Origin of the sequence: Streptomyces sp. cf386 (genome assembly GCF_900103585.1) — a bacterium.
GTDB lineage: Bacteria > Actinomycetota > Actinomycetes > Streptomycetales > Streptomycetaceae > Streptomyces.
This window is the reverse complement of record NZ_FNHV01000007.1, coordinates 345,878-369,968: the sequence shown is the minus strand read 5'-3', so window position 1 is coordinate 369,968 and position 24,091 is coordinate 345,878. Positions and strand designations below refer to the sequence as shown.

Genomic DNA, 24,091 nt, shown 5'->3' with positions numbered 1-24,091 from the left:
ACGATGACGACGGCCAACACGGCGAGGACCGCCGAGGAACGCCAGCGCGAGATCGTGCAGGCCGCGCGTGCCACCGGCTCGGTCGACGTCACCGCGCTCGCCGTCGAGCTGGGCGTGGCCAAGGAGACCGTGCGCCGGGACCTGCGCGTCCTGGAGGAGCACGGGCTGCTCCGCCGCACCCACGGCGGCGCCTACCCCGTGGAGAGCGCCGGCTTCGAGACGACGCTCTCGTTCCGCGCCACCAGCCACGTTCCCGAAAAGCGCCGGATCGCCGCCGCGGCGGCCGAGCTCCTCGGGGACGCCGAGACGGTCTTCGTCGACGAGGGCTTCACCCCTCAGCTCATCGCCGAGGCCCTGCCCCGGGGCCGGCCGCTCACCGTGGTCACCGCCTCCCTGCCGATCGCGGGCACGCTCGCCGAGGCCGAGGGCATCTCGGTCCTGCTGCTCGGCGGCCGGGTCCGCTCCGGCACGCTGGCGACGGTCGACCACTGGACCACGAAGATGCTCGCCGGTTTCGTCATCGACCTGGCGTTCATCGGCGCCAACGGCATCTCCCGCGAACACGGCCTCACCACCCCCGACCCGGCCGTCAGCGAGGTCAAGGCACAGGCGATCCGTTCCGCGCGGCGCACGGTGTTCGCGGGCGCCCACACGAAGTTCGGGGCCGTCAGCTTCTGCCGCTTCGCAGAGATCGGCGCCCTGGAGGCGATCGTGACGAGCACACTGCTTCCCGCGGCCGAGGCCCACCGCTACTCACTGCTGGGGCCACAGGTCATCCGCGTCTGACACCCGAGCCGCACCCCACACACCCCGCCCGAAAGGCCGGCCATCCAACCGCCCCACCTCGCACGGCACAACCACCCCAACAAAAGTCCCCTTTGCACATAAATGCCCAGGAGTACTTCATGCGAACCCAGAGCCGACGCGCGCCACGCGCCTCCCTTGCCGTGGCAGCCGTAGGGACGCTGATCACTTCACTCGCCGCCTGTTCGGGCGCCGGTGGATCCGGATCCGCCGGTGGCGACTCCATCAACGTCCTGATGGTGAACAACCCGCAGATGGTGGAGCTCCAGAAGCTCACCGCCGACAACTTCACCAAGGACACCGGCATCAAGGTGAACTTCACCGTCCTGCCGGAGAACGATGTCCGGGACAAGATCAGCCAGGACTTCGCCAACCAGGCGGGCCAGTACGACGTCGCCACCCTGAGCAACTACGAGATCCCGATCTACGCCAAGAACGGCTGGCTCCACTCCCTGGACTCCTACGTCAAGAGCGACACCGCCTTCGACCAGGACGACATCCTCAAGCCGATGACGCAGGCCCTCACCGCCGAGGACGGCCAGCTCTACGGCGAGCCCTTCTACGGCGAGTCCTCCTTCTTGATGTACCGCAAGGACGTCATCGAGAAGGCCGGCCTGACCATGCCCGCGAAGCCCACCTGGAAGCAGGTCGCCGACATCGCCGCCAAGGTGGACGGCGCCGAGTCCGGCATGAAGGGCATCTGCCTGCGCGGCCTGCCCGGCTGGGGCGAGGTGATGGCACCGCTGACCACGGTCGTCAACACCTACGGCGGCACCTGGTTCGACAAGGACTGGAAGGCGCAGCTGGACTCCAAGGAGTTCAAGGAGGCCACGCAGTTCTACGTCGACCTTGTCCGCGAGCACGGTGAGGCCGGTGCCGCGCAGTCCGGCTACGCCGAGTGCCTGAACAACATGACCCAGGGCAAGACGGCGATGTGGTACGACGCCACGGCCGGCGCCGGCTCCCTGGAGGCGAGCGGCTCCCCGGTCAAGGGCAAGATCGGGTATGTCCCGGCCCCGGTCGAGAAGACCGAGAGCTCCGGCTGGCTCTACACCTGGGCGTGGGGCATCCAGAAGGCGTCCAAGAACGCCGAGAACGCCTGGAAGTTCATCTCCTGGGCCTCCGGCAAGGACTACGAGAAGCTCGTCGGCGAGACGAACGGCTGGGCCAACGTGCCCGCCGGCAAGCGCGCGTCGACCTACGACATCCCCGAGTACCGCAAGGAAGCGGGCGCCTTCGCCGACGTCACCCGGGACGCCATCGCGGGCGCCAAGCCCGAGGACCCGGGCGTGCAGCCCCGGCCCGCGCCCGGCATCCAGTTCGTCGGCATCCCCGAATTCACCGACCTGGGCACCAAGGTCTCCCAGGAGATCAGCTCCGCCATCGCAGGCCGCCAGTCCGTGGACAGCGCGCTGAAGAAGTCCCAGGAGCTGGCCGAGGCCGTAGGGAAGAAGTACGAGGGATCATGAGCGTGACCACTCCCCCCACCCGAGTCGCCGCCGCCCCCGTGCGGCCGGCGACCCGGCCGCCGAACCGTATGCGCGCGTGGGCCACCCGGGCCCCCCTGCTGCCCGCGCTGATCTTCATGATCCTCGTGACGCAGCTGCCCTTCGTGGCCACCCTGTTGATCTCGTTCTTCGACTGGAACGCGCTGTACCCGGACGACCGCCACTTCGCCGGTCTCGCCAACTACTCGGAGGTGCTGAGCACACCCGAACTGCGCGAGTCGGTGTGGACGACCGTCCTGCTGACCGCCACGGTCGTCCTCGTCAGCCTGGTGCTCGGCATGGCGCTGGCGCTGCTGCTCGACCGGAAGTTCCGGGGCCGGGCCGCCGTGCGCACGATGCTCATCGCCCCCTTCCTGCTGGTGCCGGTCGCGGCAGCGCTGCTGTGGAAGCACGTGCTGTTCAACCCTGAGTACGGCCTCTTCAACGGCATCCTGAACTGGATCGGAGGGGACGGGGCGGCCCAGCCGGACTGGATCTCCGAGATGCCGCTGGTGGCGGTCGAGGCCTCACTGATCTGGCAGTGGACGCCGTTCATGACGCTGATCCTGCTCGCCGGACTGCAGAGCCGCGACTCCCAACTGCTCGAGGCGGCCCGCATGGACGGCGCCAACGACTGGCAGGTGTTCGTCCACATCACGCTGCCGCACATGCGCCGCTACCTCGAACTGAGCGTGCTGCTCGGCTCGATCTACATCGTGCAGAACTTCGACGCGGTGTACACCATCACCTCCGGCGGCCTGGGCACCGCGAACCTGCCGTACACCATCTACCAGACCTTCTACCAGGCACACGAGAACGGCCTCGCCTCGGCGGCCGGCGTCATCGTCGTCATCGGCTCGCTCATCCTCGCGACCTTCGCCCTGCGCGTCGTGTCGTCCCTGTTCCGTGCGGAGGTGTCCCGCTGATGGCCACGATCACCACCACCGCCGCACGGCAGCCGGGGTCCCGCGGCCGGTTCCAGGGTGCCGCCCTGGGAGTCGTCGCATGGCTGGCCGGCATCTTGTTCGTGCTGCCCATCCTCTGGATGGCCCTGACCTCCTTCCACTCCGAGGCGGACGCGGCGACCAACCCACCCTCCCTTGCCGCCTCGCTCACCCTTGACAGCTACCGCGAGTTCTTCGGCGTGAGCGGGGGCGCCAGCCCCTGGCCCGCACTGATCAACTCGATGACGGCGTCGGTCGTCTCGACGCTTCTGACACTGGTCCTCGCACTGCCGGCCGCGTACGCGCTGTCCATACGGCCGGTAAAGAAGTGGACCGACGTCATGTTCTTCTTCCTGTCCACCAAGATGCTGCCGCTGGTGGCGGGTCTGCTGCCGATCTACCTGTTCGCGAAGAACACCGGTCTGCTCGACAACGTCTGGGCACTGGTCATCCTCTACACGTCGATGAACCTGCCGATCGCGGTGTGGATGATGCAGTCCTTCCTCTCCGAGGTGCCGGCCGCGATCATCGAGGCGGCGCAGATCGACGGCGCGAAACTGCCGACGATCCTGGGGCGCGTGGTGGCCCCCATCGCCCTCCCCGGCATCGCGGCAACAGCCCTTATCTGCTTCATCTTCAGCTGGAACGAGCTGATGTTCGCCCGAGTACTGACCGGCGTGGTGGCGGAAACCGCCCCCGTCTTCCTGACCGGCTTCATCACCAGCCAGGGCCTGTTCCTGGCGAAGGTGTGCGCCGCGTCGCTCGTCATCTCCCTGCCGGTGCTCGCCGCGGGGTTCGCCGCCCAGGACAAGCTGGTCCAGGGCCTGTCGTTGGGAGCCGTGAAATGAAGGCCGCCGTCATCGAGTCCGTGGGCAAGGCCGTCGTCGCCGAGGTCCCCGACCCGACGCCGGGCCCGCGCGAGGTCGTCGTCGAGGTCGCGGCCTGCGGCCTGTGCGGCACGGATCTGCACATCCTCCAAGGCGAGTTCGCACCCAAGCTGCCGATCGTGCCCGGGCACGAGTTCGCGGGCGAGGTGGTCGGGGTCGGCACCCAGGTCACGGAGGTGTCGGTGGGCGACCGGGTCGCGGTCGACCCGTCGTTGTACTGCTACGAGTGCCGCTACTGCCGTACCGGCCACAACAACCTCTGCGAACGCTGGGCTGCGATCGGCGTGACGACGGCGGGGGGCGCGGCGCAGTACGCGGTGGCACCAGTGGCGAACTGTGTGAAGCTCCCCGGGCACGTCCGCACCCAAGACGCGGCACTGGTCGAACCCCTCTCCTGCGCGGTCCGCGGCTACGACGTCCTCCAATCCCGCCTAGGCGCCCACGTCCTGATCTACGGCTCGGGCACGATGGGCCTGATGATGCTGGAGCTGGCGAAGCGGACGGGGGCGGCCAGCGTGGACATGGTGGACGTGAATCCGTCCCGCCTGGAGACCGCACGCCGCCTCGGCGTCTCGGCCTCCGCCGCGAACCCGGACGAACTGGACCGGCCGCAGGGCTGGGACCTGGTCGTCGACGCCACGGGCAACGCGGCGGCGATCCAGGACGGCCTGGACCGGGTGGCCAAGGCGGGCACGTTCCTGCAGTTCGGCGTCGCGGACTACTCGACGCGCGTGACGATCGACCCGTACCGCATCTACAACCAGGAGATCACGATCACGGGCTCCATGGCCGTCCTGCACAGCTTCGAGCGGGCGGCGGAGTTGTTCGCGAACGGGGTGCTGGATCCTGACGTGTTCATCAGCGACCGGATCCCGCTGGAGCGGTATCCGGAGGCTCTGGGGCAGTTCGCTTCCGGGGTGGGGCGGAAGATCGTGGTGGTGCCGTAGAGGGCTCGCCCCCGCCGCCCCTACCCTTCCCGCCCTTGAAAGGGTTCCGCCCCCCTTGGACCCCCGGTTCAGCCGCGCCACAGACGCTGGATGGACCGGGGGCTTCGGGATCAGGTCAAGGCCTCAACGCTTCGTTGAGGTCGTACATGGTCGGCGGCAGCTCCAGGCCGACCACGATGACCGCCTTACTGCGCCCCTCGCGTATCCGATCTCGGTGAATGAGGTCTTTCAGCGTTGCCGCTCCAGGGAGAGGGCCGCAGCGGCGATTGACAGATCGAGATACGAGGAACATTTGGCCTTGATCACATCCAGTGGGACACGCAGCGCGATCTGACCGTTGACCGCTCGACGGCCTCGGGTAACCTTGCTGCTGTTCTGCTGAGTAGTGATCTCGTAGCCGAGGAACCGTGCCGCCTGGGTTCTGGCATGGGTGACCAGCATCTTCTCCTGGGAGAGTTCCAGCTTGAGTTCATCACGGAGGAACTCGGACAGACGCCGTTTGATTTCCTCGGCCTTGGCCTTCGGCCCGGTGAACCCGAGTAAGTGGTCATCGGCGTAACGGACATAGCGCAGCCGCCTAAACTCCGGATCGTTCGGATCAGAGCTCGGCAGACCGTGCATCTGCTGACGCAGTCGCCGGGCCTCAGCCCTGTCACCGCGCCGGCGTGCCCTTGCCAGCACATTGGCCACCATGAGGTATTCCAGGTTGCGAGCCCGGCGTTCCCCTCGGGTGTGTTCCGGAATGAGAACCTTCTCGGCGTACTCGTCCAGCTTGTGCAGGTAGATGTTGGACAGGATCGGGGAATTCACTCCGCCTTGCGGCGCTCCGGAGAGCGTGGCTCCCCATTTCCAGTCCTCCACGTATCCGGCCGTCATCATGTTGCGCACCAGCCGAAGGAAGCGGTTGTCGTGGATTTTCTCGCCGAGTATCGAGAGCAGCACCTCATGGTCCAGGCTTCCGAAGCAGTCGGCGATATCCCCATGATCATCACGGCCCCAGCGTAGCGACATCGCGAACAGCCGAATCGTCACGCCGGTCACGCCCGACCAGGGAACCTCAACAAGATCGTGCTACGAGTTCTCAGTAGGTGAACACGGCCGCTCCCTCAGTGCGCTCGGGAAAACCGTTGGGGGCTACCGCCCCCTCCACCTACGATCCCGAACATGCCCAGACCCCACGGATTCACCTACCAGCAACACGCAAGCGGCACCGTCCACATCACCCACCACGGCCGCCCCGCCACCACCCTCCACGGCCCCCGCGCCGCCCAGTTCCTCGCCGAAGTCGAGACGTCCGACCCGCAGCTGGTCATGGCCCGCTGGACCGGACACTACAAGCACGGCAACGAGCGCACGGCCCGCAATCACCCCCGTAACCGCCGCTGACCCGAACGGTCGCGGGTAAGGGAACGGTAAATCGCTCCCGCTCGTTCACCGGGCATGACAGCTATGACCCCCGGCTCGAACATCCCTCTCTCCGCCGCGCGCGTGACGGTGGACGTCGCCGCACCGGTGCGGCTCGACGTATCGGGCCTGCTGCTCACCGCCGACGGCAAGGTGCGCTCCGACGACGACTTCATCTTCTACAACCAACCCCAGGGCCCGGGTGTGACGTACCGCTCGGGCGGCGGCACCAGCCCCGACGCGATCATCGTCGACACCGCGGCCGTTCCCCCCGGCATCGAGAAGATCGTGGTCACCGCCAGCCCGGACGCCGCCGGCCAGACCTTCCAGGGCATCGAACCGACGGCCACCATCCGCAACGCCGATGACAACAGCGTCCTGGCCACCTTCACTCCCCCTCAGCTCGGCACCGAGACGGCACTGGTGATCGTCGAGGTCTACCTGCGCAACGGCGCGTGGAAGGCCCGCGCGGTGGGCCAGGGCTACGCCAACGGCCTGGCCGGCATCGCCACCGACTTCGGCGTCACGGTCGAGGAACCGGCCCCCGCCCCGGCCGCCGCCCCCGTGGCCCCGCCCCAGCCCACCATGCAGCCCCCGGCCACCCCGCCGGCCCCGCCCATCTCCACGCCCGCGGCTCCGCCCGCACCCCCCGCCCAGCCCGCCGCCCCCGCGCCCGGCGCCGGCAAGATCAACCTCGACAAGGGCCGCGTCAGCCTCCAGAAGAACCAGACGGTCTCCCTGATGAAGGGCGGCCGCCCCCTGCTCTCCCAGGTCAAGATGGGCCTCGGCTGGGAGCCGGCGTACCGCGGCAAGGACATCGACCTGGACGCCTCGGTCATCGCCTACGGCCCGCAGCGCAACCACATCGACAGCTGCTACTTCGGCAAGCTCCAGATCGTGCAGGGCGCGATCCGCCACTCCGGCGACAACCTCACGGGTGAGGGCGGCGGGGACGACGAGGTCATCACCGTCGACCTCGGGCGGCTGCCTCAGGAGGTCACCGGACTGGTCTTCACCGTCAACTCCTTCTCCGGCCAGAAGTTCACCGAGGTAGCCAAGGCCTACTGCCGCCTCCTCGACGCCGCGACCGGCGAGGAACTCGTCCGCTTCGACCTGACCAGCGCCGAGCCGCAGACGGGCGTGATGATGGCCAAGATGATCAGGCAGTTCTCCGGCGAGTGGGAGATGACGGCCATCGGCGACTTCGTGAAGTCCCGCACGGTGCGGGGGATGGTGAAGCCGGCGGCCCAGGCGCTCTAGGCACCAGGCACAGGACAGACACAGGCACAGACAGCAAGCAGCAGGCAGCAGGCAGCAGGCAGCAGGCAGCAGGCAGCAGGCCGTCGTACGACGTCCAGGGCGCCCCCGCCGCAGGGGGCGCCCGGCGCGACCGGAAGCGGAGACACCGTTCCGGTCGCCGCTCTGTTCCCGTCACATCTTCTCGCCGCTCTGTCCCGTCACATCTTCGTCGCCCCCGCCGCCAGATCCCGGAGGAAGTGCCGCGCCCCCAGCAGGAACACAATGATCAGCGGGACGACACTCATCAGCGCTCCGGCCATCACGAGCGCGTAGTCGGAGTTGTACAGGGTGTTGAGGTTCGCCAGGGCGACCTGGAGGGTGACCTTCTCCGGGTTGATCATGACGACCAGCGGCCAGATGTAGTCGTTCCACAGGCCGATGAACGTGAAGATGCCGAGGAAGGCGAGGGCCGGCCGGAACAGCGGCAGCGCGACCTGCCAGTAGAGGCGGAAGAAGCCCGCGCCGTCGATCCGCCCCGCGTCCAACAGCTCGTCCGGCAGCGAGTTCTGGGCGTACTGGCGCATCCAGAAGATGCCGAAGGCGTTCGCCGCCCCCGGGATGACCAGCGCCTTCAGCGAACCGGCCCAGCCGAACTCGGCCATGGTGACGAACTGCGGCACCAACGACAGCTGGGCGGGGATCATGTACGTCACCAGAAGCATGCCGAAGAGGAACTTCTTGCCCGGGAACTCGTACTTGGCGAAGGCAAACGCGGCCAGCGAGTCGAAGAACAGCACCAGCGCGGTGCCGAGCACGGCCACGGCGATCGTGTTCCAGAGGGAGCCGAAGAAGTCGATGGTGTCCAGCACCCGCCCCATGTTGTCCATGAGGTGCGGGCCCGGCACGAGCTTGGGCGGGTAGGCGTAGATGTCCTCGGTGGTGCCGGAGGCCATCACCACCAGCCAGTAGAAGGGGAACAGCGAGATCAGCACCCCGAGCAGCAGCGTCACGCGGACGGCGATCCGGGTGAGTCTGCTGCCGGAGCCGATGGCGAGGCCCGCGCTGCCGGTGGCCCTGTCGTGGTCAGCGGCCATTGCGGGCCCCCCTGCGTCGCAGCAGACCGGCGAGGCCGGGTCGGCGGTCGTCGCGGTCGGAGCCGGAGACCAACCGCCAGTTGATGATCGTGAAGACGGCGGTGATCGCGAAGAGGAGCCAGCCCATCGCTGCCCCATAGCCGAACTGGTGCTCCTTGAAGGCCTTCTGCCAGAGATAGAGCACGATGGTCATGCCCTCCTGGCCCGGTCCGCCCGTCGTTCCGACATCGGTCGACTGGAAGAGCACCTGGGATTCGGTGAAGATCTGCAGGCCGTTGATGGTGGAGGTGACGGCGGCGAAGAGGCCCACCGGCCGCAACTGCGGCAGTACGACCCGGAAGAGGGTCTGCCAGCTGTTCGCGCCGTCGACACGGGCGGCCTCGAAGTGCTCGGTGGGGATGGCCTGGAGGCCCGCCAGGAAGATCAGGGCGTTGTAGCCGACCCACCGCCAGATGATCATGAGGGAGACGGACGACTTGATGCCCCACTCGGAGGACAGCCAGCCGATTCCGTCCATCCCGATCGCCCGCAGCGCCGAGTTGGCGAGGCCCGCCTGGGCGAAGACCGACCCGAAGACGACGGTCATGGCGACCATCGAGGTGACGTTGGGGATGAAGTAGGCCACCCGCATGGCGCCGCTGAAGCGGACCTGCGAGTGCAGCAGGAACGCGAGCACCAGGGCGAGGAACAGCATCGGCACCGTGGACAGGAACCAGATTTCGAAGGTGTTGAGCACCGAGTGCCAGAACACCGAGTCCTTCAGCAGCCAGCCGTACTGCTGGAGGCCGACGAAGCGCATGTCGCCGATGCCGTCCCAGTCCTGGAAGGACAGGTAGAGGGAGTAGAGCACCGGGAAGGTGCCGAAGACGGCGAACAGCACGTAGAACGGGGAGATGGCGAGGAGGGGCGGGATGTGACGTCTGCGTCCGCCCGGGCGGTTGGACGGGGTACGGCGGGCAGCCCGCCGCTCGTCGGCCGTCGGCGCTCCCGCCGGGTCGAGAACCGTGGCCATGTCAGCTCACCCCCACCCGGGACAGCGTGGTCTCGGCGGTGTTCACCGCGTCCCGCCAGGCCCTGTCGGGGTTCTTGCCGAGCATTTCCACGTTGGTCAGCTCCTGGAAGAACGGGGTGTTGGCGGTCTCCTCGTACGGGCTGAAGTAGACGACCGGGGCCTTCTGGGCGGCCGGGCCGAAGACGTCGATGGGCTGCTGGCCGCCGAAGAAGGGGTCGGGCTTGTGCATCGCGGGGTCGGCGTAGGAGGCCGGAGTGGTGGGGAACAGGGACATCTCCTGGTAGCTCCTGAGCTGGTTCGCCGGGCTGAGCAGCCATGTCAGGAAGGCGAAGCCCGCCTCGGGGTCCCGGCAGTAGCGGGTCAGGGTCAGGTACGAGCCGCCGTAGTTGGCCGGGCCGTCCGGCAGGGTGGTCAGTCGCCAGGTCCCGGAGGTCTTCGGCGCGGAGTCCTTCAGGCCGTTGATGGCCCACACGGCCGTGGTCATCGTGGCGACCCGGCCGCCGCTCATGGCCGCGTTGAAGTCGGGTGTCCCGTCCGTGATCCGGGCGCTGAGCTGCTGCTGGAGGAGCTCCACGGAGAGGTCCCAGGCGCGTCGGACATGGCGCTGGTCGCCGATGAAACGGTTCTCCGCGTCCACGAACTGCTTGGGGCTCTGCAGCAGAACCTGCTGGAAGACGTTGCCGATGTTGCTCACCAGGTACGGCTTGCCGGGACCCTTCGCCCGTAGCGTCTTCCCGGCGGCGATGAACTTCTCCCAGGTGGGGACCTCTTCGGCGACGTCCTCCGGTTCATGGGCCAGTCCGGCCTTCCGGAAGAGGTCCCGGCGGTAGTAGAGCGCGGTGGGACCGGCGTCGAGAGGGAAGCCGATCATCCGGCCCGACGGGGTGAAGCAGCTCTTCCACTTCCAGTCGAGGTACTTGCCCCGGACCGATTCCGCGCCGAGCGTCCTGAGGTCCAGGAACTCGTACTCGTCGGGGAAGAACGTGGCGAGGTTGTCGGAGTTGGCGACCGTGATGTCCGGTACGTAGGCGCGCGCGGCGAGGCTGGTGCGCACCTTCGAGTCGATGTCGCCGTCCGGTATCTGCGAGCCCTGCACCTTCAGCCCCGGCACACCGGGGACGCCGCGCTTGGCGGTGGCGAGCAGCTTGTCGCTCAGCGCGCCCTTCCAGTACCAGAGGCTGAGGTGATCGGAGCCCGCGGAGGCCGATCCACCGGCGGCTCCGCAGCCCGACAGGCCGAGCAGGGTGACGCCCGCGCCGCCCAGGGAGGCCCCCAGGAAACGTCTGCGGGACATCGTTCGGTGTTCCATGGGCGCGCACTCACTTTCGGGATGTGCGGATGACAACGATGTCGACCCTTCGTCCCGGGCTCGGCATCGCGCTGTGGGGAGATCGCTGGGGAAATCGCCGGGGAGATCGATGTGGGGAGATTTGGAGTCCGTGAACGTTCACGTGAACGTTGCCGTCGAGTATCGAGGCGTCCGAAAACCAGTGTCAAGGGACGTGCACGCCCTATGTGTTGACGGCCCATGTGGCCCGCCCCTACAGGCTTGGCGCCTCAGGCGGAGGCCCGCACCACCAGCTCGGGAACCACCCAGGCGTCGGCGCCGCTCATCGGCTCCTCCCCCGCCCGCAGCCGCGCCACCTGCTCCACGGCCAGCCGTCCCAGCTGCCGTTTGTCGATGTGCAGGGTGGTGAGGGCCGGGTCGACCAGCTCCCCGAGCGACAGCCCGTCGAAGCCCAGGACGGCCAGATCGCCCGGCACCTTCCGGCCACGGCGCCGGGCGGCACGCATCGCGCCGACCGCGATCAGATCGTTGAAGCCGAACACCGCGGTGATCTCGGGCCGCGCGTCCAGCAGCAGCTCCATGCCCGCCTCGCCGCCCGCCACGCTGTGCTCGGGGCACATGGCGATCCAGCCGTCGTCGACGGGCAGGCCGTGCCGCCGGGCCTCAGCGAGGAAGGCCTGCCGTCTGGGAGCGGGACCGTGCACGCCGTCCAGCATGCCGATACGGCGGTGCCCCGCACGGACCAGATGGGCCAGGCCCTGTGCGAGACCGGCCGCGGCGTCGATGCCGACGGCCGCGAACCGGGTCTGCTGAGGGCCGCGCTCCAGCAGCACCAGCGGTACGCCACCGAGGTGCCGGGCCAGCACGTCATCCGGGTTCTTGAAGTAGCCGACGACCGCGTCCGCCTGGTGGGAGAGCACGTCGAGCGCCTCCCGCTCCCGGGCCTCGTCGGTGCGCGTGTCCCACACGACCACCTGCCAGCCGCGCCGCTCGGCGGCCTCCAGCACCCCGGCGGCCACCTCCGGGAAGAAGGGGTTCATCAGATCCGGGATCACCAGACCCGCGGTCACCGTCCCCTTCCGGACCAGGCCGCGCGCGAACCGGCTCGGCCGGTAGTCCAGCAGCCGCGCCGCCTCAAGGACGCGCTCTTTCGTCCCCGGGTCGATCTCGCCCTTGTCGTTCACCGCGCGGGAGACCGTCTGGCGCGACACTCCGGCCAGTTGGGCGACGTCGTGGATCGTGGCCCGGCGGCGGGGGCCGTCGGTCCGGTCGACACTCGGCTCCTGCTGCTGATCGTCCGCCAACACGCTGTGCACTGTATCCGGCCAGGTGGACGCCAGGGCAGGGCCCGGTACGACGACGGTGGCCCGAGCTCGGCCCGCCGAGGCCGCCCAGCCCGGCACGCCCAAGTCGCGAGCCTCTCGGGTCGAAGCCCGCGAGCCCCGCAGGCCGAGCCCCCGGCCCTCGCAGATCGAGAGCGCCGGACCGCCTAGAACAGCGCGCTGTAGGCGTTCAGCGCCGGCTGCCCACCCAGATGGGCGTAGAGCACGGTGGAGTCCCGGCCGATCTCTCCACGCTGGACCAGGTCGATCATTCCGGCCATCGACTTCCCCTCGTAGACGGGGTCGGTGACCATGCCCTCGGTCCGCGCGGCGAGGCGCATCGCCTCCAGGGTCGCCTCGTCCGGGATGCCGTAGGTGCTGGCGTGATAGCGGTCGTCCAGCTCGACGTCGGCCTCGGTCAACTCACGCTTGACGCCGATGAGTTGGCCTGTGCGGTGAGCGATCCGGGCGATCTGCTCACGCGTGGTGGCAGGCTTGGCCGAGGCGTCGATGCCGAGAACGCGGCGCGGACGCCCGCCGGCCTCCTCAAGGGTCGCGAACCCGGCGACCATGCCCGCCTGGGTGGAGCCGGTCACGGAGCAGACGACGACCGTGTCGAAGAAGACGCCCGACTCCCGCTCCTGCTCGGCGACTTCATACGCCCACCCGGCGAACCCCAGCCCGCCGAGCGGGTGGTCGGAGGCGCCGGCCGGAATGGCGTACGGCTTGCCGCCCGACTCCTCCACCTCCCGCAGCGCCTGCTCCCAGCTCTCCTTGAAGCCGATCCCGAACCCGGCGCGCACCAGGCGTACGTCGGCTCCGGCAAGGCGACTGACGAGGATGTTGCCGACCTTGTCGTAGACGGAGTCGGGCCAGTCCACCCAGCTCTCCTGGACCAGCACGCACTTGAGGCCGGCGCGGGCGGCCACGGCAGCGACCTGGCGGGTGTGGTTGGACTGCACACCGCCGATCGAGACGAGCGTGTCGCAGCCCTGCGCGAGCGCGTCGGCGACCAGGTACTCCAGCTTGCGGGTCTTGTTGCCGCCGTACGCGATCCCGGAGTTGCAGTCCTCGCGCTTGGCCCAGAGCGAGGCGCCGCCGAGGTGGGCGGTCAGGCGCTCAAGGGGGTGGACCGGCGACGGGCCGAAGAGGAGGGGGTAACGCTCGTACGAGGAGAGGGTCGGCGAAGGGGACATGGGGCACCTCCAGGGGCACGGCGTCGATCGGTGTCTGCGTCAGTCGATAGAGGAATCAGTCGGTATCGGCATCAGTCGGCATGGCCATCAGTCGAAGTCGGCCAGGTCGGCGAGGGTGCGCCAGATCTCCGCCGTGACACGCACTGCGGCGTCCGCCTCCCCGGCGGCGCACGCCTCGATCAACCGCTCGTGCAGCCCGGCCGAACGGCAGGTACCGCCCTCGCCGAAGCGCCGGCGCTCCAGGCGGCGGATGAGCGGGGTATAGCGGGCGACGGTGGCGGCGGCCGCGTGGTTGCCGCTCACCCGCACCAGGACGTCGTGCAGTTCGTCGTCCGCCCGCAGGGCGAGGTCCACCTCGCCCGCGGTGACGGCGGCGGCGAAGCGCTCGTTGGCGGCGCGCATGATCTCCACGTCCGCGGCCATCAGCCGGGGCACGGCGACGCGCGTCACGAGCTCGTGCATGGCGCCGACCACTGCGGCGGCGTCCCGTACGTCGGCGGCCACGACCGGGGTCACCCGTGTGTAGCTCTGCGGCTTGCTCTCCAGCAGCCCCTCGTCCACGAGCCGCGAGAACGCCTCCCGCACCGGTGCCCGGGACAGCCCGAGCCGCTCGGCGAGATCGGCATCGCGCACCACCGCGCCAGGCTCGATCTCCCCGGCCACGATGGCGTCCCTGATGGCTTCGTAGGCGCGGTCCCTGAGCAGGGTGCGGCCGACGGGGCGTATGGCCTCCATGAACTGAAATGTTAGATGTCAATTTGGGTCCGGACAAGGGTGTGGCCCGCACCCCCCGTGAAGGTGCGGGCCACGCTCAGGGACTCAGGAACTCAGGCAGCCCACGGCCAATCGGCGTCCCGAGCGCTCTCGAGCAGCGGAACCATCCGGAAGGCCGCGTCCGAGAGCCCTCCGAAGGTGTGCCGGTTCGCCTTGCCCGACGGGCCGTGGCCCGCCCGGTACCCGGCGAGGTTCCACGTGTAGACCGGCACGTCGGCCGGGACCTGCCCGGTCGGGTCGCCGTGATGGCTGGGCGCGTGCTGCTCGTCGGTGACGATCAGCACCCGGTCGTGCTCGCGGTAGTGCCGGCGCACGGCCTCGGTGGTGTTCGTGCCGCCGAGGTCCGCGAAGCGCTCCAGGACCTTCGGCATCGACTCGCCACGGCGGAAGGAGATCTCGCGGCTGTCCGTGCCGAACTGCACGAGGTCCGCGTCCGCCGCCCGCAGCGCGAGCGCCGTGCCGAAGATCGCCGCCGCGTCGGCCCGGTTGAGCTCCGAGCAGTCGGACAGCCGCGACCAGAACATCGAACCCGAACGATCGACGAGCACCAGCGTCCGGCCGGGCAGCGCGGGCACGTTGGCCGGCGAGTGACCGAGCGCCTGCTCCAGCGGGTACGCCCAGCGCAGCGAGGGCGCGTGCGGGTACGCGGCGAGGTACCGGAAGGGGAACTGCCGCGACCGCGCCACCTGAGCCGGGTCGCTGATCCGCGCGGCGACCTGGGCCGCCACCTCGTCCGAGACACCGGCCTGGTCGAAGTTCCGCAGGTTCCGTACGAGCGCCATCGCACCCATCGACGGAATCACTGCCTCCCAGGCTTCCTTGTCCATCGGCCCCTGCAGCCAGCCCGCCAGCGCCTCCCATGTCATCCCGGCCGCCGCGAGCCACTCGGCACCGCCGTCCGACGTGACCACCGCACGCCGTGCCTCGACGGGCAGCGCCATCAGCTCGCGGTGCGCGACCAGGGTGCGGTTCGACGCGGGCGGCAGCGCCGTGTCCGGGTTGTGCCGACGGTCGAGGGCGTACTGGAACAGCTCGCCCTGCCACGGCTTGTCCGGGTCCGGGGCCGCGTGCACCAGGTTGAGGACATCGCCGAAGCGGTAGCCCTTGGACGCGGTGTCGTACTTCAGCAGCGACTTGCCGCTGTAGAGACGCCGTACGGCGTCGGCGACACCGCGCTTGACGGGCTTGGGTGAGCGACCGCTATGCCGTGCGTTCGACGAGCCAGACCTCCTGGTATCGGCGGCTCTGCTTCTGACGCACAGGTTGCACCCTCGGGTTGTTCAGGTGCTGGTAGTTGGGCGTCAGCGCGTGGCAGTTCGGGCACAGCAGACGGACGTCCTGCGGACGGTTCTTCGTGCGGTCTCCCTCGACGTGGTCGACGTGCAAGGGCACGCGGCCCGACACAGGGTTGACCTCGGCCCAGCCGCACTTCTCACAGCGCTGTCCTCTGAGCAGAACCAGGCCTTGGCGCACCCGCCAGTCCGGGCTGCCGTCCTCCCTGGTCCCACTGACCTCGCCCACCTGCCACGCGGCAAGCCATCGCGCGAAGGTGCCCGTTCGTTCGTAGCGGTCCTCGTTGAAGCATGCCCACGAGCAGTACGGCCCGTCGCAGCGGAGGCGACGCTCCGTCGATCCGCACCGGCGGCACGGCGCGGGTTCCCCACGGCGTTCCTCCGCCTCCTGCCGACGGGTCACGTTGGCGCAGGTCCGACCGCAATGGACCGCACCCCTGGTCAGGACCGGCTCTCCGCACCGAGGGCAAACCGGCTTCGGCCTGCGCCGGGCCCCGGCCCGCTGCGCGGCGGTCCCCGCGAGGCTGCACCGGTTGCTGCAGAAGCGCCTGCTCTTCCTCTTCACCGGCATGCCGCAATGCTCACCCAACTTGGACATGCGTGAACCGTATGTCCAGCCCCAAGGGCCGTCCGTCGAATCGAACGGCCCCACTCGCACGAGTGAACCGGTGTTCTAACGCCGCTGCCGCTTCCAGGGCCCCGTGATCGCCAGCATGATCCCCGGCGTCTGAATGTTGGCGTACAGCGTCCGGCCGTCGCACGAGAAGGTGACGCCGGTGAACTCGCTGTACTCCGGCTCCTGGGCGGTGCCGATGTTCAGGTCGTTGCGGGCGATGGGGTAGGTGCGGCCGCTGTCGGTGGCGCCGAAGAGGTGCTGGATGCCCTCGCCGTCCTCGGCGATGACGAGGCCGCCGTACGGGGAGACGGTGATGTTGTCGGGGCCGTCGAAGGCGCCGTCCTTGCTCGGGTCGGGGTTGACGCCGAGGAGGACCTTCAGGGTCAGGGTGCGGCGCTTGGGGTCGTAGAACCAGACCTGTCCGTCGTGCTGCACAGGGCTTTCGTCACGGGCGTACGAGGAGACGATGTAGGTGCCGCCGTCGCCCCACCACATGCCCTCCAGCTTGCGGGCGCGGGTGATCTCGCCGGCGGCGAACTGCTTGCGCACGGGCGTGGTCTTCGCGTCGCGGTCGGGGGCGTCCACCCAGTCGACGCCGTAGACCGTGCCGATCTTCGTGGCGCGGGACAGGTCGTCGACGAACTTGCCGCCGGAGTCGAAGCACTTGGGGGCCTGCAGGACGCCGGCGTCGTCGGCCAGCTTGCGGAACTTGCCGCGGCCGTACTCGAAGCCCTTCGGCGGGGTCCAGCGGAAGAGCAGTCCGTTGGGGTCGGCGGCGTCCTCGGTGAGGTAGGCGTGGCCGCGCTTGGGGTCGATGACGACGGCCTCGTGGTCGTAGCGGCCGAAGAACTTCAGGGGCTTGGGGTTCTTGTTGGCCCGGCGGTCGCTCGGGTCGACCTCGAAGACATAGCCGTGGTCCTTGGTCATGCCGTTGGTGCCGGCTCTGTCGGAGTTCTCCTCGCAGGTGAGCCAGGTGCCCCAGGGGGTGCTGCCGCCCGCGCAGTTGGTGGAGGTACCGGCGATGCCGACCCACTCGGCGACCTGTCCGTCGGGGCGGACCTCGACGACGGTGCAGCCGCCGGACGCGGCCGGGTCGTAGACGAGGCCCTCGGTCAGCGGGACGGGGTACTTCCAGTTGGCGCGCGGGCCCTTCAGCTCGTGGTTGTTGACGAGGAGGGTGGTGCCGCGCGGGCCGTCGAAGGTGGCCGTGCCGTCGTGGTTGGAGGGCGTGAACTCGCCCGACTCCAGCTTCGTCTTCCCGCTGTAGGTGATGACGCGGTACTTGAACCCGGCGGGCAGCGCGAGGATGCCCTTGGGGTCCGGGATCAGCGGTCCGTAGCCGACACCGGCCCCGCCACCGTGAGCGTCCGCGGACTTGTCGCTCGCGATCTCGGTGTCCGTGGACGCGAGCGCGTTCGGTGCGGTGCCGAGGACGCCGGCGCTGCCCGCCAGCGCGACACCGGCCCCGGTGATCGCGGAGTTCCTTGCGAAGTCCCTGCGGGTGAGCGACATGGTGTCTCCTGTGACAGTGGGTGTGCCGTGGAGGGTGGCGGACTTCGAGACGGCGCAACGGTCCCGCCCATGCCTGAACACCGGTTGAACACCAGGCATCCTCAGGGCGCACGCTTCCAAGAAAGAACGCCGGGCGCGTGCAACCCCCTAGGGGCGCGGGCCTGTGCCGAATATGCGGCTCCGCCGCGTGGGCGCGACCAGCCACACTCCACCCGCACCCGCGGAACTAGCTCAACCCCCCTGCTGCGACCGCGCCTTGAAGGCAGCCTTCCGCGCTTCCTTCGCGATCTTCTTGTCCGGATGCAACCGCCCCATCGCCTCCAGCACATCCGCGGTCGCCGGATGATCCACCCGCCAGGCCGCCGCGAAGAACCCGCTGTGCTGCGCGGCCAACCCCTGCACCAGCTCCCTCAGCTCGTCGGAGTTGCCCTCGGCCGCCAGCTGCGCGGCCACCGTGTCGACGGTCAGCCAGAACACCAGGTCCTGCGACGGCGCGGGAACGTCGCCGAACCCCGCCTCGCTCAGCCAGACCCGGGCCAGCCCGCCCAGCTCCGGATCGTCGAGGACCTCCCGCAGCGCCGGCTCGGCCTCCGCGCCCACCAGGGACAGGGCCTGCTGGCAGCGCAGCCGTCGCAGGGGCGCCCCGGTGTCCAGGCCACGCGCCGCGGCCAGCAACTCCCGTGCCGCGGCGAGGGGTTCGGGCCGGGTGGCCAGCCACTGCTCGGTCTCGGCGTGTGCGGCGGCGGGCGGGTAGGTGGCCGTCCCGTCGAGCAGGGCGTCGGCGCCCTTGTCGGCGAGGTCACCGACCGCGGGCGCCTCGAACCCGGCCTCCAGCAGTCGGGCCCGCAGCCCGTACCGGCCGAGCGGGGTCAGCCGCACCATGCCGTAGCGCGACACGTCGGTGTCGTCGACGGCGCCGGACGGATCCTCGGCGGCGGCCTCGGCGTCCGCCATCAGCGCCTCGTCCACCGGCTGGTACTCCACCAGCCCGACCGGCTCCAGCAGCCGGAACTGGTCGTCGAGGCGCATCATCGCGTCGGACACCTGCTCCAGCACGTCGTTCGTGGGCTCGCCCATGTCGCTGGGCACGATCATCGACGCGGCGAGGGCGGGCAGCGGTACGGGCGCGTCGCCCGGGCCGTCCTCACTGACCGTCAGCAGATACAGGTTGCCGAGCACGCCGTCGAGGAACTCCGCCTCGGCCTCCGGGTCCCAGTCCAGCGAGGAGAGGTCGACCTCGCCGCCCCCGTCCATGGCGTCGACCAGGTCGTCGAGGTCGGGCACGCTCGCGTCCGCGAGCACCGTCTCCAGCGCGCCGAGCCAGACGCCGAGCACGTCCTGCGGTGAACCGCCGGTCAGCACGGCCAGGTCGGCGCCGGCCGCGACGGTACCCCCCTCCTCGTCGACGATCTCGACGAGTCCGGTGTCGACGGCCACCCGCCAGGCCTCACTGGCGTACGCGGCGGCGTCGTCCCCGCTCAGCCCGAGGACCTCGGCGGCCGCGGGCAGTTGCTCGTCGACGAGCCCGCCGCCGGCGTCGACCTGGGTGTCGGGCCCGGCCCAGTGGGCCAGCCGCGCGGCCCGGGAGAGCAACGGCGTGGACAGCGCGTCCCGCGCCAGCTCCGCTTCGGGGTGCAGCCGCACCGGCGGCAGGGGGGAGCGGGAGCTGTCTGACATCGGCTGGTTCTCCTAGGGCGCTCTACATGGCCGTATGCATCACGAAGCATCGGGAGGCATCACGACGCATCACCACGCATCCCGACGCAACACGGCTCAGCCGCTACACATCACGGCTCAACCGCTCAGCCTAGACGGATTTCCACCCATGCCGCCCGGTTCATCTCCCCGACAGGGGGCGTACATGGCCGAAACCTTGACAAGTGGCGTGACCAGGCAGGAGATTACGCGCGTAGAAATCTGGCGGACATCTGTTCACTGTATTTTCTACGCGCGTTGCCACCGCCCCACCGGTCGTGACCCCACGTTCCACGCTTCACCTCAGGTTCCACCCTCGTCCCGGCACCCACGTTTGTCCCCGGAGGGATCCCGTTGCCGAGCAAGAAGTCCGCGCGTCTCGCCGCGCTCACCGTCGCCGCCGTCTGTTCCGCGGCGTCCACCATCGCGCTGACCGCGCCCGCGCACGCCGACTCCGTGCGCATCCATGACATTCAGGGCAGCACCCGAATATCCCCGTACGCCGGCAAGCAGGTCGCGGATGTGGCCGGAATCGTCACCGGCGTGCGCACCTACGGCTCGTCCAGAGGCTTCTGGATCCAGGATCCGCAGGCGGACGCCGACCCGGCCACCAGCGAGGCCATCTTCGTCTACACCAACTCCACGCCGACGGGCGTCGCCGTCGGCGACGCGGTCACGGTGTCGGGCACGATCCAGGAGTACGTCCCGGGCGGCGCCGCCACCGGCAACCAGTCGATCACCGAGATCACCAAGCCGACGTTCACCGTCGTCTCCAGCGGCAACGCCGTTCCGGCCGCCGTGGTCATCTCCGCGAAGTCCGTGCCGGCCACGTACGCCCCCGCCGGCGACACCGCCGCGAACGGCTCGGTCAACGGCCTGACACTCAAGCCCTCGGCGTACGCCCTGGACTACTACGAGTCCCTGGAGCACATGAACGTCCGGGTCGCCGACACCCGGGTGGTCACCGGCACCGACTCCTTCAACGAGCTGTGGGTCACGGTGAAGCCGCGCGAGCACGCGAGCCGCCGTGGCGGTACGGTCTACGGCTCCTACGAGTCGCAGAACACCGGCCGCCTGCAGATCCAGTCGCTCGGCGCGGCCGCCGACTTCCCCAAGGCGAACGTCGGCGACACGCTCGCCGGCGCCACCACGGGTCCGCTGGACTACACCCAGTTCGGCGGCTACACCCTGGTCGCGAGCGAGCTGGGCACGCTCAAGAGCGGTGGCCTGAAGCGGGAGACGACGCGGAAGCAGGGGCGCGGCGAGCTGGCGGTCGCGACGTACAACGTCGAGAACCTCGACCCGTCCGACGCCACCTTCGCCGAGCACGCGTCCGCGATCGTGAACAACCTCCAGTCGCCCGACGTCGTGTCCCTGGAGGAGATCCAGGACAACAACGGCGCGAAGAACGACGGTACGGTCGCCGCCGACCAGACGATGCAGAAGCTGGTCGACGCGATCGTCGCCGCGGGCGGCCCGGCGTACGACTGGCGCTCCATCGACCCGGTCGACAAGGCCGACGGCGGCGAGCCGGGCGGCAACATCCGTCAGGTCTTCCTGTTCAACCCGGAGCGGGTCTCCTTCACGGACCGCGCGGGCGGCGACGCCACGACCGCTGTCGGCGTGACCAAGGTGCAGGGCAAGGCGGCGCTGACGGTCTCCCCCGGCCGGATCGACCCGGCCAACGCGGCCTGGACGAACAGCCGCAAGCCGCTGGCCGGTGAGTTCGTCTTCCGCGGCCGTACGGTCTTCGTGATCGCCAACCACTTCGCCTCCAAGGGCGGCGACCAGGCGCTGCACGCGCAGTACCAGCCGCCGGTCCGCAGCTCGGAGACGCAGCGCCACCTCCAGGCGACCGCGGTGAACGCCTTCGTCAAGGACATCCTGGCCACCCAGAAGAACGCGGACGTCGTCACGCTCGGAGACATCAACGACTTCGAGTTCTCCGGCACCGCCGAGCGGCTGGAGGACGGCGGCGCGCTGTGGTCGGCGATCAAGTCGCTGCCGAAGAGCGAGCGTTACTCGTACGTCTACCAGGGCAACGCCCAGACGCTGGACCAGATCCTGATCAGCCCGTCGATCCAGCGCTCCTGCGACTTCGAGTACGACAGCGTGCACATCAACTCGGAGTTCAACGACCAGATCAGCGACCACGACCCGCAGATCCTGCGGTTCCGCCCGTAGCTCTCGCCTGGTCTCAGGGCTGGCTGAACACCCCGTTCAGCCAGCCCTTCCACGTCTCCTCGTCCGCCTTGGCGTCGGCGCCCGGCGCGAAGTCGTGCACGGACATGCCGACCATGTAGCCCCAGTGGTTGCGGCCGAAGAAGCGGATCAGCGCGTCGTCCGTGCGCAGACCGAGGAAGTAGGGGTTCCGGAAGTCGACGACGGCGTCGAAGGCCTGGCCCTCCGGGCCGCTCACCCGCACCCGCGCGCCTTCCGCCGTGTCGTCGGTGAGCCCGAGCGCACGGCCCACGGTGACGAACGCGTCGGACGCCTTGGACGCCTCGGGCCCGTCGAAGGTGGCGAAGGCGGTGAGCGGACGGCCCCGGAAGCGGGTGAGGTACTCGCGCAGGGTGTGCAGGTAGAACTCGGTGTGCCGGTTGGCTCCGTCGTACTGGTTGTCCCAGTCGTCGACGAAGATGCCGCTGTGCACGTACCGCACCCAGGCGCGGCGGCCCTCGTCGCGCGGCTCGACGGTGTAGTCGAGCTGGTTGAGGGTCTGCTCGGAGATGCCCTCGACGTCCTCGACGCGGTTGGTGTAGTGGTGCGGCGGGTCCCAGACGGTGACCTTCGATCCGAAGGGGCCCTTGCCGCCCTCACGGGGCTCGGGTGCCTCCATCGGCCACAGCCAGCCGCCGGTACCGGCGGTCACCGCCTGCCACACCTCCTCGGGCGTGGCATCGACCTCGAACTCGCGGGCGATCTCGAATTCCTTGGACATGGTGGGCTCCTGAGTATTACTCGTCCGGTTCTGGGGTGGGCTGGTCATCGACCGTGGGCTTGAGCGTGGGCTTGAGCGTGGGCTTGAGCGTGGGATGTACGGCCACGACGATCCGGTGATCCCGGCCGCCCTCGGCGCCGGGCGCGTCGTACTTGCGGATCAGCGCGCTCACGCCGGCCGTCAACTCCTGGATGAAGGCGGCCCGTTCGGCGGCCGAGGCGAAGCGGACCTCGCCGTCCAGCGCGTAGGTCGCCAGCCGCTTGTTGGCCTTCGTCGCGCCGGTGATCAGCGAGCCGACGTCCCGGACGAGCCGGGCGCCGAGCGCGAGCAGCCAGCGGGCGGAGAGCTGGTCGCGGAAGCGGTCCGGGTCCGGCTGCACGGAGGCGAGCGCGAGCGGCGAGATCACGTACGACGCTGCGGTCGCCCGCATCAGCCGCTCGGTGACGTTCCCCTTGCGGCGCTCGCCGGCCAGCTCGACCAGTCCGTGCCGCTCCAGCGCCTTGAGGTGGTAGTTCACCTTCTGCCGGGGCAGGCCGACCCGGCCGGCCAGCATGGCGGCCGACGCGGGGCCGGCCGCCAGCTCGGCGAGCAGCCGGGCCCTTATGGGGTCCAGGGAGACGGCTGCGGCCTCGGGGTCCTCGATCACGGTGACGTCCAGCATGCGTCCACCGTTTCACCGAAAACTTTTTTTGTCCAGACGATTCGAGTCTTCGGAGCGTGGTTCGAGTTTTGGAGCGTCGGAGGCGAGGCGGTGCCCGTGCCGTTGGTTCAGCTGGGGACGAGGCCCAGAGCGTGGTCGTACCGACTGACCGTGCTGCCCTTCAGCCCCGGCCAGGTCTGCACGCGGTGCCACAGCTCCGTCGCCGAGCCGATGCCGTCGCCCGGGGCGGCGAGGGCCTCGATATGGGCCTGGGCGCTCTCCCACTCGGCGTAGTTGAGGACGCGGGTGCCGTCGGTGCTCCGGTGGAAGTGGGCGGCGATGCCGCCGGCGTTGGGGTTCGGTTCGGCCTCCAGCGCTTCGACGACGGCGTCGACCCAGGCGCGCTGCCGGTCGGCATCGGGGCCCTCGAACTCGATGTCGACGATCACGATGCAGCCGGGGACGCGTGTGTCGTCCGGCCGGCTGAGGCTCCGGTAGTGGCGGTACCGGCCGAGCCGCAGGCGCTCGATGCCCGGTACGGCGGTGTCGATCTCGTCGACGCGCTCCTGCCGGTGCGTCTTGGTGAACGCCTCGAAGGCCGCCTCGCTCCTCCACTGCGAGTAGTGCAGGAGGGTGGAGGCGTCGTGGCCGGTGTAGACGTGGTAGCCGAGGAGGCTGTCGGCGGGCCAGGGGCGGCGCTGCCAGGTTGTGGCGATCGCGTCGACGGTCTGGCGCTGCCGCAAAGGGGTGCCCACGCGCCAGGTGCTGAAGAAAGGGGCGCCGATCTCGGGATGGGCGAGGTCGGGGTGGGTGTGGGTGCGACGGGTCATGGAGGCCTCCGGGAATCGGTGGTCGATGGGTACGTCGATCACCTTTCGACCTCAACCGAACTTGAGGTCAAGTGGTCCCTGGAGGGTGGGGGTTCGCCAGGCGCGGAATTACACGGCGAGACGGCGGGACGGCGTGGGACCGGTGACCGGTCCCACGCCGTCCTGCC

At 69.4% G+C, this 24,091-nt stretch carries 20 protein-coding genes and 2 pseudogenes; 8 read left to right on the top strand and 14 right to left on the bottom strand.

Translation table 11 applies throughout. The features are described from left to right. Window positions 1–3: 3 nt before the first annotated feature. The 5 genes from BLU79_RS20395 (at window position 4) to BLU79_RS20375 (ending at window position 5,069) form a co-directional block, all read left to right on the top strand. A complete protein-coding gene (locus tag BLU79_RS20395; RefSeq protein WP_093907241.1) occupies window positions 4–786 on the top strand; it encodes a DeoR/GlpR family DNA-binding transcription regulator in 783 nt (260 codons plus the stop codon). A 119-nt stretch (window positions 787–905) separates the two neighbouring features. After that, window positions 906–2,273: an ABC transporter substrate-binding protein gene (locus tag BLU79_RS20390; RefSeq protein ID WP_093907240.1), complete on the top strand. Its 1,368-nt coding sequence runs from the start codon at window positions 906–908 to the stop codon at window positions 2,271–2,273. Then, window positions 2,270–3,217 carry a carbohydrate ABC transporter permease gene (locus BLU79_RS20385; protein ID WP_093907239.1) on the top strand — a complete coding sequence of 316 codons (948 nt, stop codon included), beginning with the start codon at window positions 2,270–2,272 and terminating at the stop codon, window positions 3,215–3,217. Before BLU79_RS20390 ends, BLU79_RS20385 begins: the two co-directional genes overlap by 4 nt. After that, window positions 3,217–4,083: a carbohydrate ABC transporter permease gene (locus BLU79_RS20380; protein ID WP_256333393.1), complete on the top strand. Its 867-nt coding sequence runs from the start codon at window positions 3,217–3,219 to the stop codon at window positions 4,081–4,083. The genes BLU79_RS20385 and BLU79_RS20380 overlap by 1 nt, the downstream gene beginning before the upstream one ends. Further along, a complete protein-coding gene (locus BLU79_RS20375; protein WP_093907238.1) occupies window positions 4,080–5,069 on the top strand; it encodes a zinc-dependent alcohol dehydrogenase family protein in 990 nt (329 codons plus the stop codon). Before BLU79_RS20380 ends, BLU79_RS20375 begins: the two co-directional genes overlap by 4 nt. A gap of 273 nt (window positions 5,070–5,342) precedes the next feature. On the opposite strand, the pseudogene BLU79_RS20370 reads toward BLU79_RS20375, so the two are convergent. Beyond that, window positions 5,343–6,050 (bottom strand): annotated as a pseudogene (locus tag BLU79_RS20370) (reverse transcriptase/maturase family protein); the annotation flags it as partial. A 183-nt stretch (window positions 6,051–6,233) separates the two neighbouring features. Between BLU79_RS20370 and BLU79_RS20365 the strand changes: the two are divergent. Further along, window positions 6,234–6,455: a hypothetical protein gene (locus tag BLU79_RS20365; RefSeq protein WP_093907237.1), complete on the top strand. Its 222-nt coding sequence runs from the start codon at window positions 6,234–6,236 to the stop codon at window positions 6,453–6,455. A 63-nt stretch (window positions 6,456–6,518) separates the two neighbouring features. Next, a complete protein-coding gene (locus BLU79_RS20360) occupies window positions 6,519–7,733 on the top strand; it encodes a TerD family protein (RefSeq protein ID WP_093907236.1) in 1,215 nt (404 codons plus the stop codon). A 197-nt stretch (window positions 7,734–7,930) separates the two neighbouring features. On the opposite strand, the gene BLU79_RS20355 is transcribed toward BLU79_RS20360, so the two are convergent. The 10 genes and pseudogenes from BLU79_RS20355 to BLU79_RS20310 form a co-directional block, all read right to left on the bottom strand. Further along, window positions 7,931–8,806 carry a carbohydrate ABC transporter permease gene (locus tag BLU79_RS20355; protein ID WP_093907235.1) on the bottom strand — a complete coding sequence of 292 codons (876 nt, stop codon included), beginning with the start codon at window positions 8,804–8,806 and terminating at the stop codon, window positions 7,931–7,933. Then, window positions 8,796–9,818 (bottom strand): carbohydrate ABC transporter permease, encoded by a 1,023-nt coding sequence (locus BLU79_RS20350; RefSeq protein WP_093907234.1) that lies wholly within the window; start codon window positions 9,816–9,818, stop codon window positions 8,796–8,798. The genes BLU79_RS20355 and BLU79_RS20350 overlap by 11 nt, the downstream gene beginning before the upstream one ends. Window position 9,819: 1 nt before the next feature. Continuing rightward, on the bottom strand, window positions 9,820–11,112 hold the full coding sequence (locus BLU79_RS20345) for an ABC transporter substrate-binding protein (protein WP_093907233.1): 1,293 nt from the start codon (window positions 11,110–11,112) through the stop codon (window positions 9,820–9,822). A gap of 263 nt (window positions 11,113–11,375) precedes the next feature. Further along, a complete protein-coding gene (locus BLU79_RS20340) occupies window positions 11,376–12,422 on the bottom strand; it encodes a LacI family DNA-binding transcriptional regulator (RefSeq protein WP_371131902.1) in 1,047 nt (348 codons plus the stop codon). 173 nt (window positions 12,423–12,595) lie between these two features. Then, the gene (locus BLU79_RS20335) at window positions 12,596–13,624 is read right to left on the bottom strand and encodes a 1-aminocyclopropane-1-carboxylate deaminase (RefSeq protein WP_093907232.1); all 1,029 of its coding nucleotides are present in this window, start codon (window positions 13,622–13,624) and stop codon (window positions 12,596–12,598) included. An 87-nt stretch (window positions 13,625–13,711) separates the two neighbouring features. Next, a complete protein-coding gene (locus BLU79_RS20330; protein WP_093907231.1) occupies window positions 13,712–14,359 on the bottom strand; it encodes a GntR family transcriptional regulator in 648 nt (215 codons plus the stop codon). Window positions 14,360–14,451: 92 nt separating this feature from the next. Next, window positions 14,452–15,588, bottom strand: a pseudogene (locus tag BLU79_RS20325) (TROVE domain-containing protein); the annotation flags it as partial. A gap of 10 nt (window positions 15,589–15,598) precedes the next feature. Next, on the bottom strand, window positions 15,599–16,093 hold the full coding sequence (locus BLU79_RS47870; RefSeq protein WP_143052511.1) for an HNH endonuclease family protein: 495 nt from the start codon (window positions 16,091–16,093) through the stop codon (window positions 15,599–15,601). Between the two features lie 270 nt (window positions 16,094–16,363). Further along, complete coding sequence (locus BLU79_RS20315) at window positions 16,364–17,818, bottom strand: alkaline phosphatase PhoX (protein ID WP_093907229.1); 1,455 nt, start codon at window positions 17,816–17,818, stop codon at window positions 16,364–16,366. A gap of 231 nt (window positions 17,819–18,049) precedes the next feature. Beyond that, complete coding sequence (locus BLU79_RS20310; protein WP_093907228.1) at window positions 18,050–19,495, bottom strand: hypothetical protein; 1,446 nt, start codon at window positions 19,493–19,495, stop codon at window positions 18,050–18,052. 372 nt (window positions 19,496–19,867) lie between these two features. On the opposite strand from BLU79_RS20310, the gene BLU79_RS20305 reads away from it, so the two are divergent. Continuing rightward, on the top strand, window positions 19,868–21,697 hold the full coding sequence (locus BLU79_RS20305; RefSeq protein ID WP_093907227.1) for an endonuclease/exonuclease/phosphatase family protein: 1,830 nt from the start codon (window positions 19,868–19,870) through the stop codon (window positions 21,695–21,697). Between the two features lie 13 nt (window positions 21,698–21,710). On the opposite strand, the gene BLU79_RS20300 is transcribed toward BLU79_RS20305, so the two are convergent. The 3 genes from BLU79_RS20300 to BLU79_RS20290 form a co-directional block, all read right to left on the bottom strand. Further along, window positions 21,711–22,454: an SRPBCC family protein gene (locus BLU79_RS20300; RefSeq protein WP_093907226.1), complete on the bottom strand. Its 744-nt coding sequence runs from the start codon at window positions 22,452–22,454 to the stop codon at window positions 21,711–21,713. A 16-nt stretch (window positions 22,455–22,470) separates the two neighbouring features. After that, window positions 22,471–23,115, bottom strand: a complete 645-nt coding sequence (locus BLU79_RS20295) for an ArsR/SmtB family transcription factor (RefSeq protein WP_093907225.1) — start codon at window positions 23,113–23,115, stop codon at window positions 22,471–22,473. A gap of 107 nt (window positions 23,116–23,222) precedes the next feature. Beyond that, entirely contained in the window at window positions 23,223–23,924 is a 702-nt protein-coding gene (locus BLU79_RS20290; RefSeq protein ID WP_093907402.1) for an antibiotic biosynthesis monooxygenase, read from the bottom strand. Window positions 23,925–24,091 lie beyond the last annotated feature (167 nt).

Bases quoted from the DNA above. Each gene is read 5' to 3' on its own strand.
- BLU79_RS20395 (WP_093907241.1), top strand. From the start codon at position 4: ATGACGACGGCCAACACGGCGAGGACCGCCGAGGAACGCCAGCGCGAG.
- BLU79_RS20390 (WP_093907240.1), top strand. From the start codon at position 906: ATGCGAACCCAGAGCCGACGCGCGCCACGCGCCTCCCTTGCCGTGGCA.
- BLU79_RS20385 (WP_093907239.1), top strand. From the start codon at position 2,270: ATGAGCGTGACCACTCCCCCCACCCGAGTCGCCGCCGCCCCCGTGCGG.
- BLU79_RS20380 (WP_256333393.1), top strand. From the start codon at position 3,217: ATGGCCACGATCACCACCACCGCCGCACGGCAGCCGGGGTCCCGCGGC.
- BLU79_RS20375 (WP_093907238.1), top strand. From the start codon at position 4,080: ATGAAGGCCGCCGTCATCGAGTCCGTGGGCAAGGCCGTCGTCGCCGAG.
- BLU79_RS20365 (WP_093907237.1), top strand. From the start codon at position 6,234: ATGCCCAGACCCCACGGATTCACCTACCAGCAACACGCAAGCGGCACC.
- BLU79_RS20360 (WP_093907236.1), top strand. From the start codon at position 6,519: ATGACCCCCGGCTCGAACATCCCTCTCTCCGCCGCGCGCGTGACGGTG.
- BLU79_RS20355 (WP_093907235.1), bottom strand. From the start codon at position 8,806: ATGGCCGCTGACCACGACAGGGCCACCGGCAGCGCGGGCCTCGCCATC.
- BLU79_RS20350 (WP_093907234.1), bottom strand. From the start codon at position 9,818: ATGGCCACGGTTCTCGACCCGGCGGGAGCGCCGACGGCCGACGAGCGG.
- BLU79_RS20345 (WP_093907233.1), bottom strand. From the start codon at position 11,112: ATGTCCCGCAGACGTTTCCTGGGGGCCTCCCTGGGCGGCGCGGGCGTC.
- BLU79_RS20335 (WP_093907232.1), bottom strand. From the start codon at position 13,624: ATGTCCCCTTCGCCGACCCTCTCCTCGTACGAGCGTTACCCCCTCCTC.
- BLU79_RS20330 (WP_093907231.1), bottom strand. From the start codon at position 14,359: ATGGAGGCCATACGCCCCGTCGGCCGCACCCTGCTCAGGGACCGCGCC.
- BLU79_RS20315 (WP_093907229.1), bottom strand. From the start codon at position 17,818: ATGTCGCTCACCCGCAGGGACTTCGCAAGGAACTCCGCGATCACCGGG.
- BLU79_RS20310 (WP_093907228.1), bottom strand. From the start codon at position 19,495: ATGTCAGACAGCTCCCGCTCCCCCCTGCCGCCGGTGCGGCTGCACCCC.
- BLU79_RS20300 (WP_093907226.1), bottom strand. From the start codon at position 22,454: ATGTCCAAGGAATTCGAGATCGCCCGCGAGTTCGAGGTCGATGCCACG.
- BLU79_RS20295 (WP_093907225.1), bottom strand. From the start codon at position 23,115: ATGCTGGACGTCACCGTGATCGAGGACCCCGAGGCCGCAGCCGTCTCC.
- BLU79_RS20290 (WP_093907402.1), bottom strand. From the start codon at position 23,924: ATGACCCGTCGCACCCACACCCACCCCGACCTCGCCCATCCCGAGATC.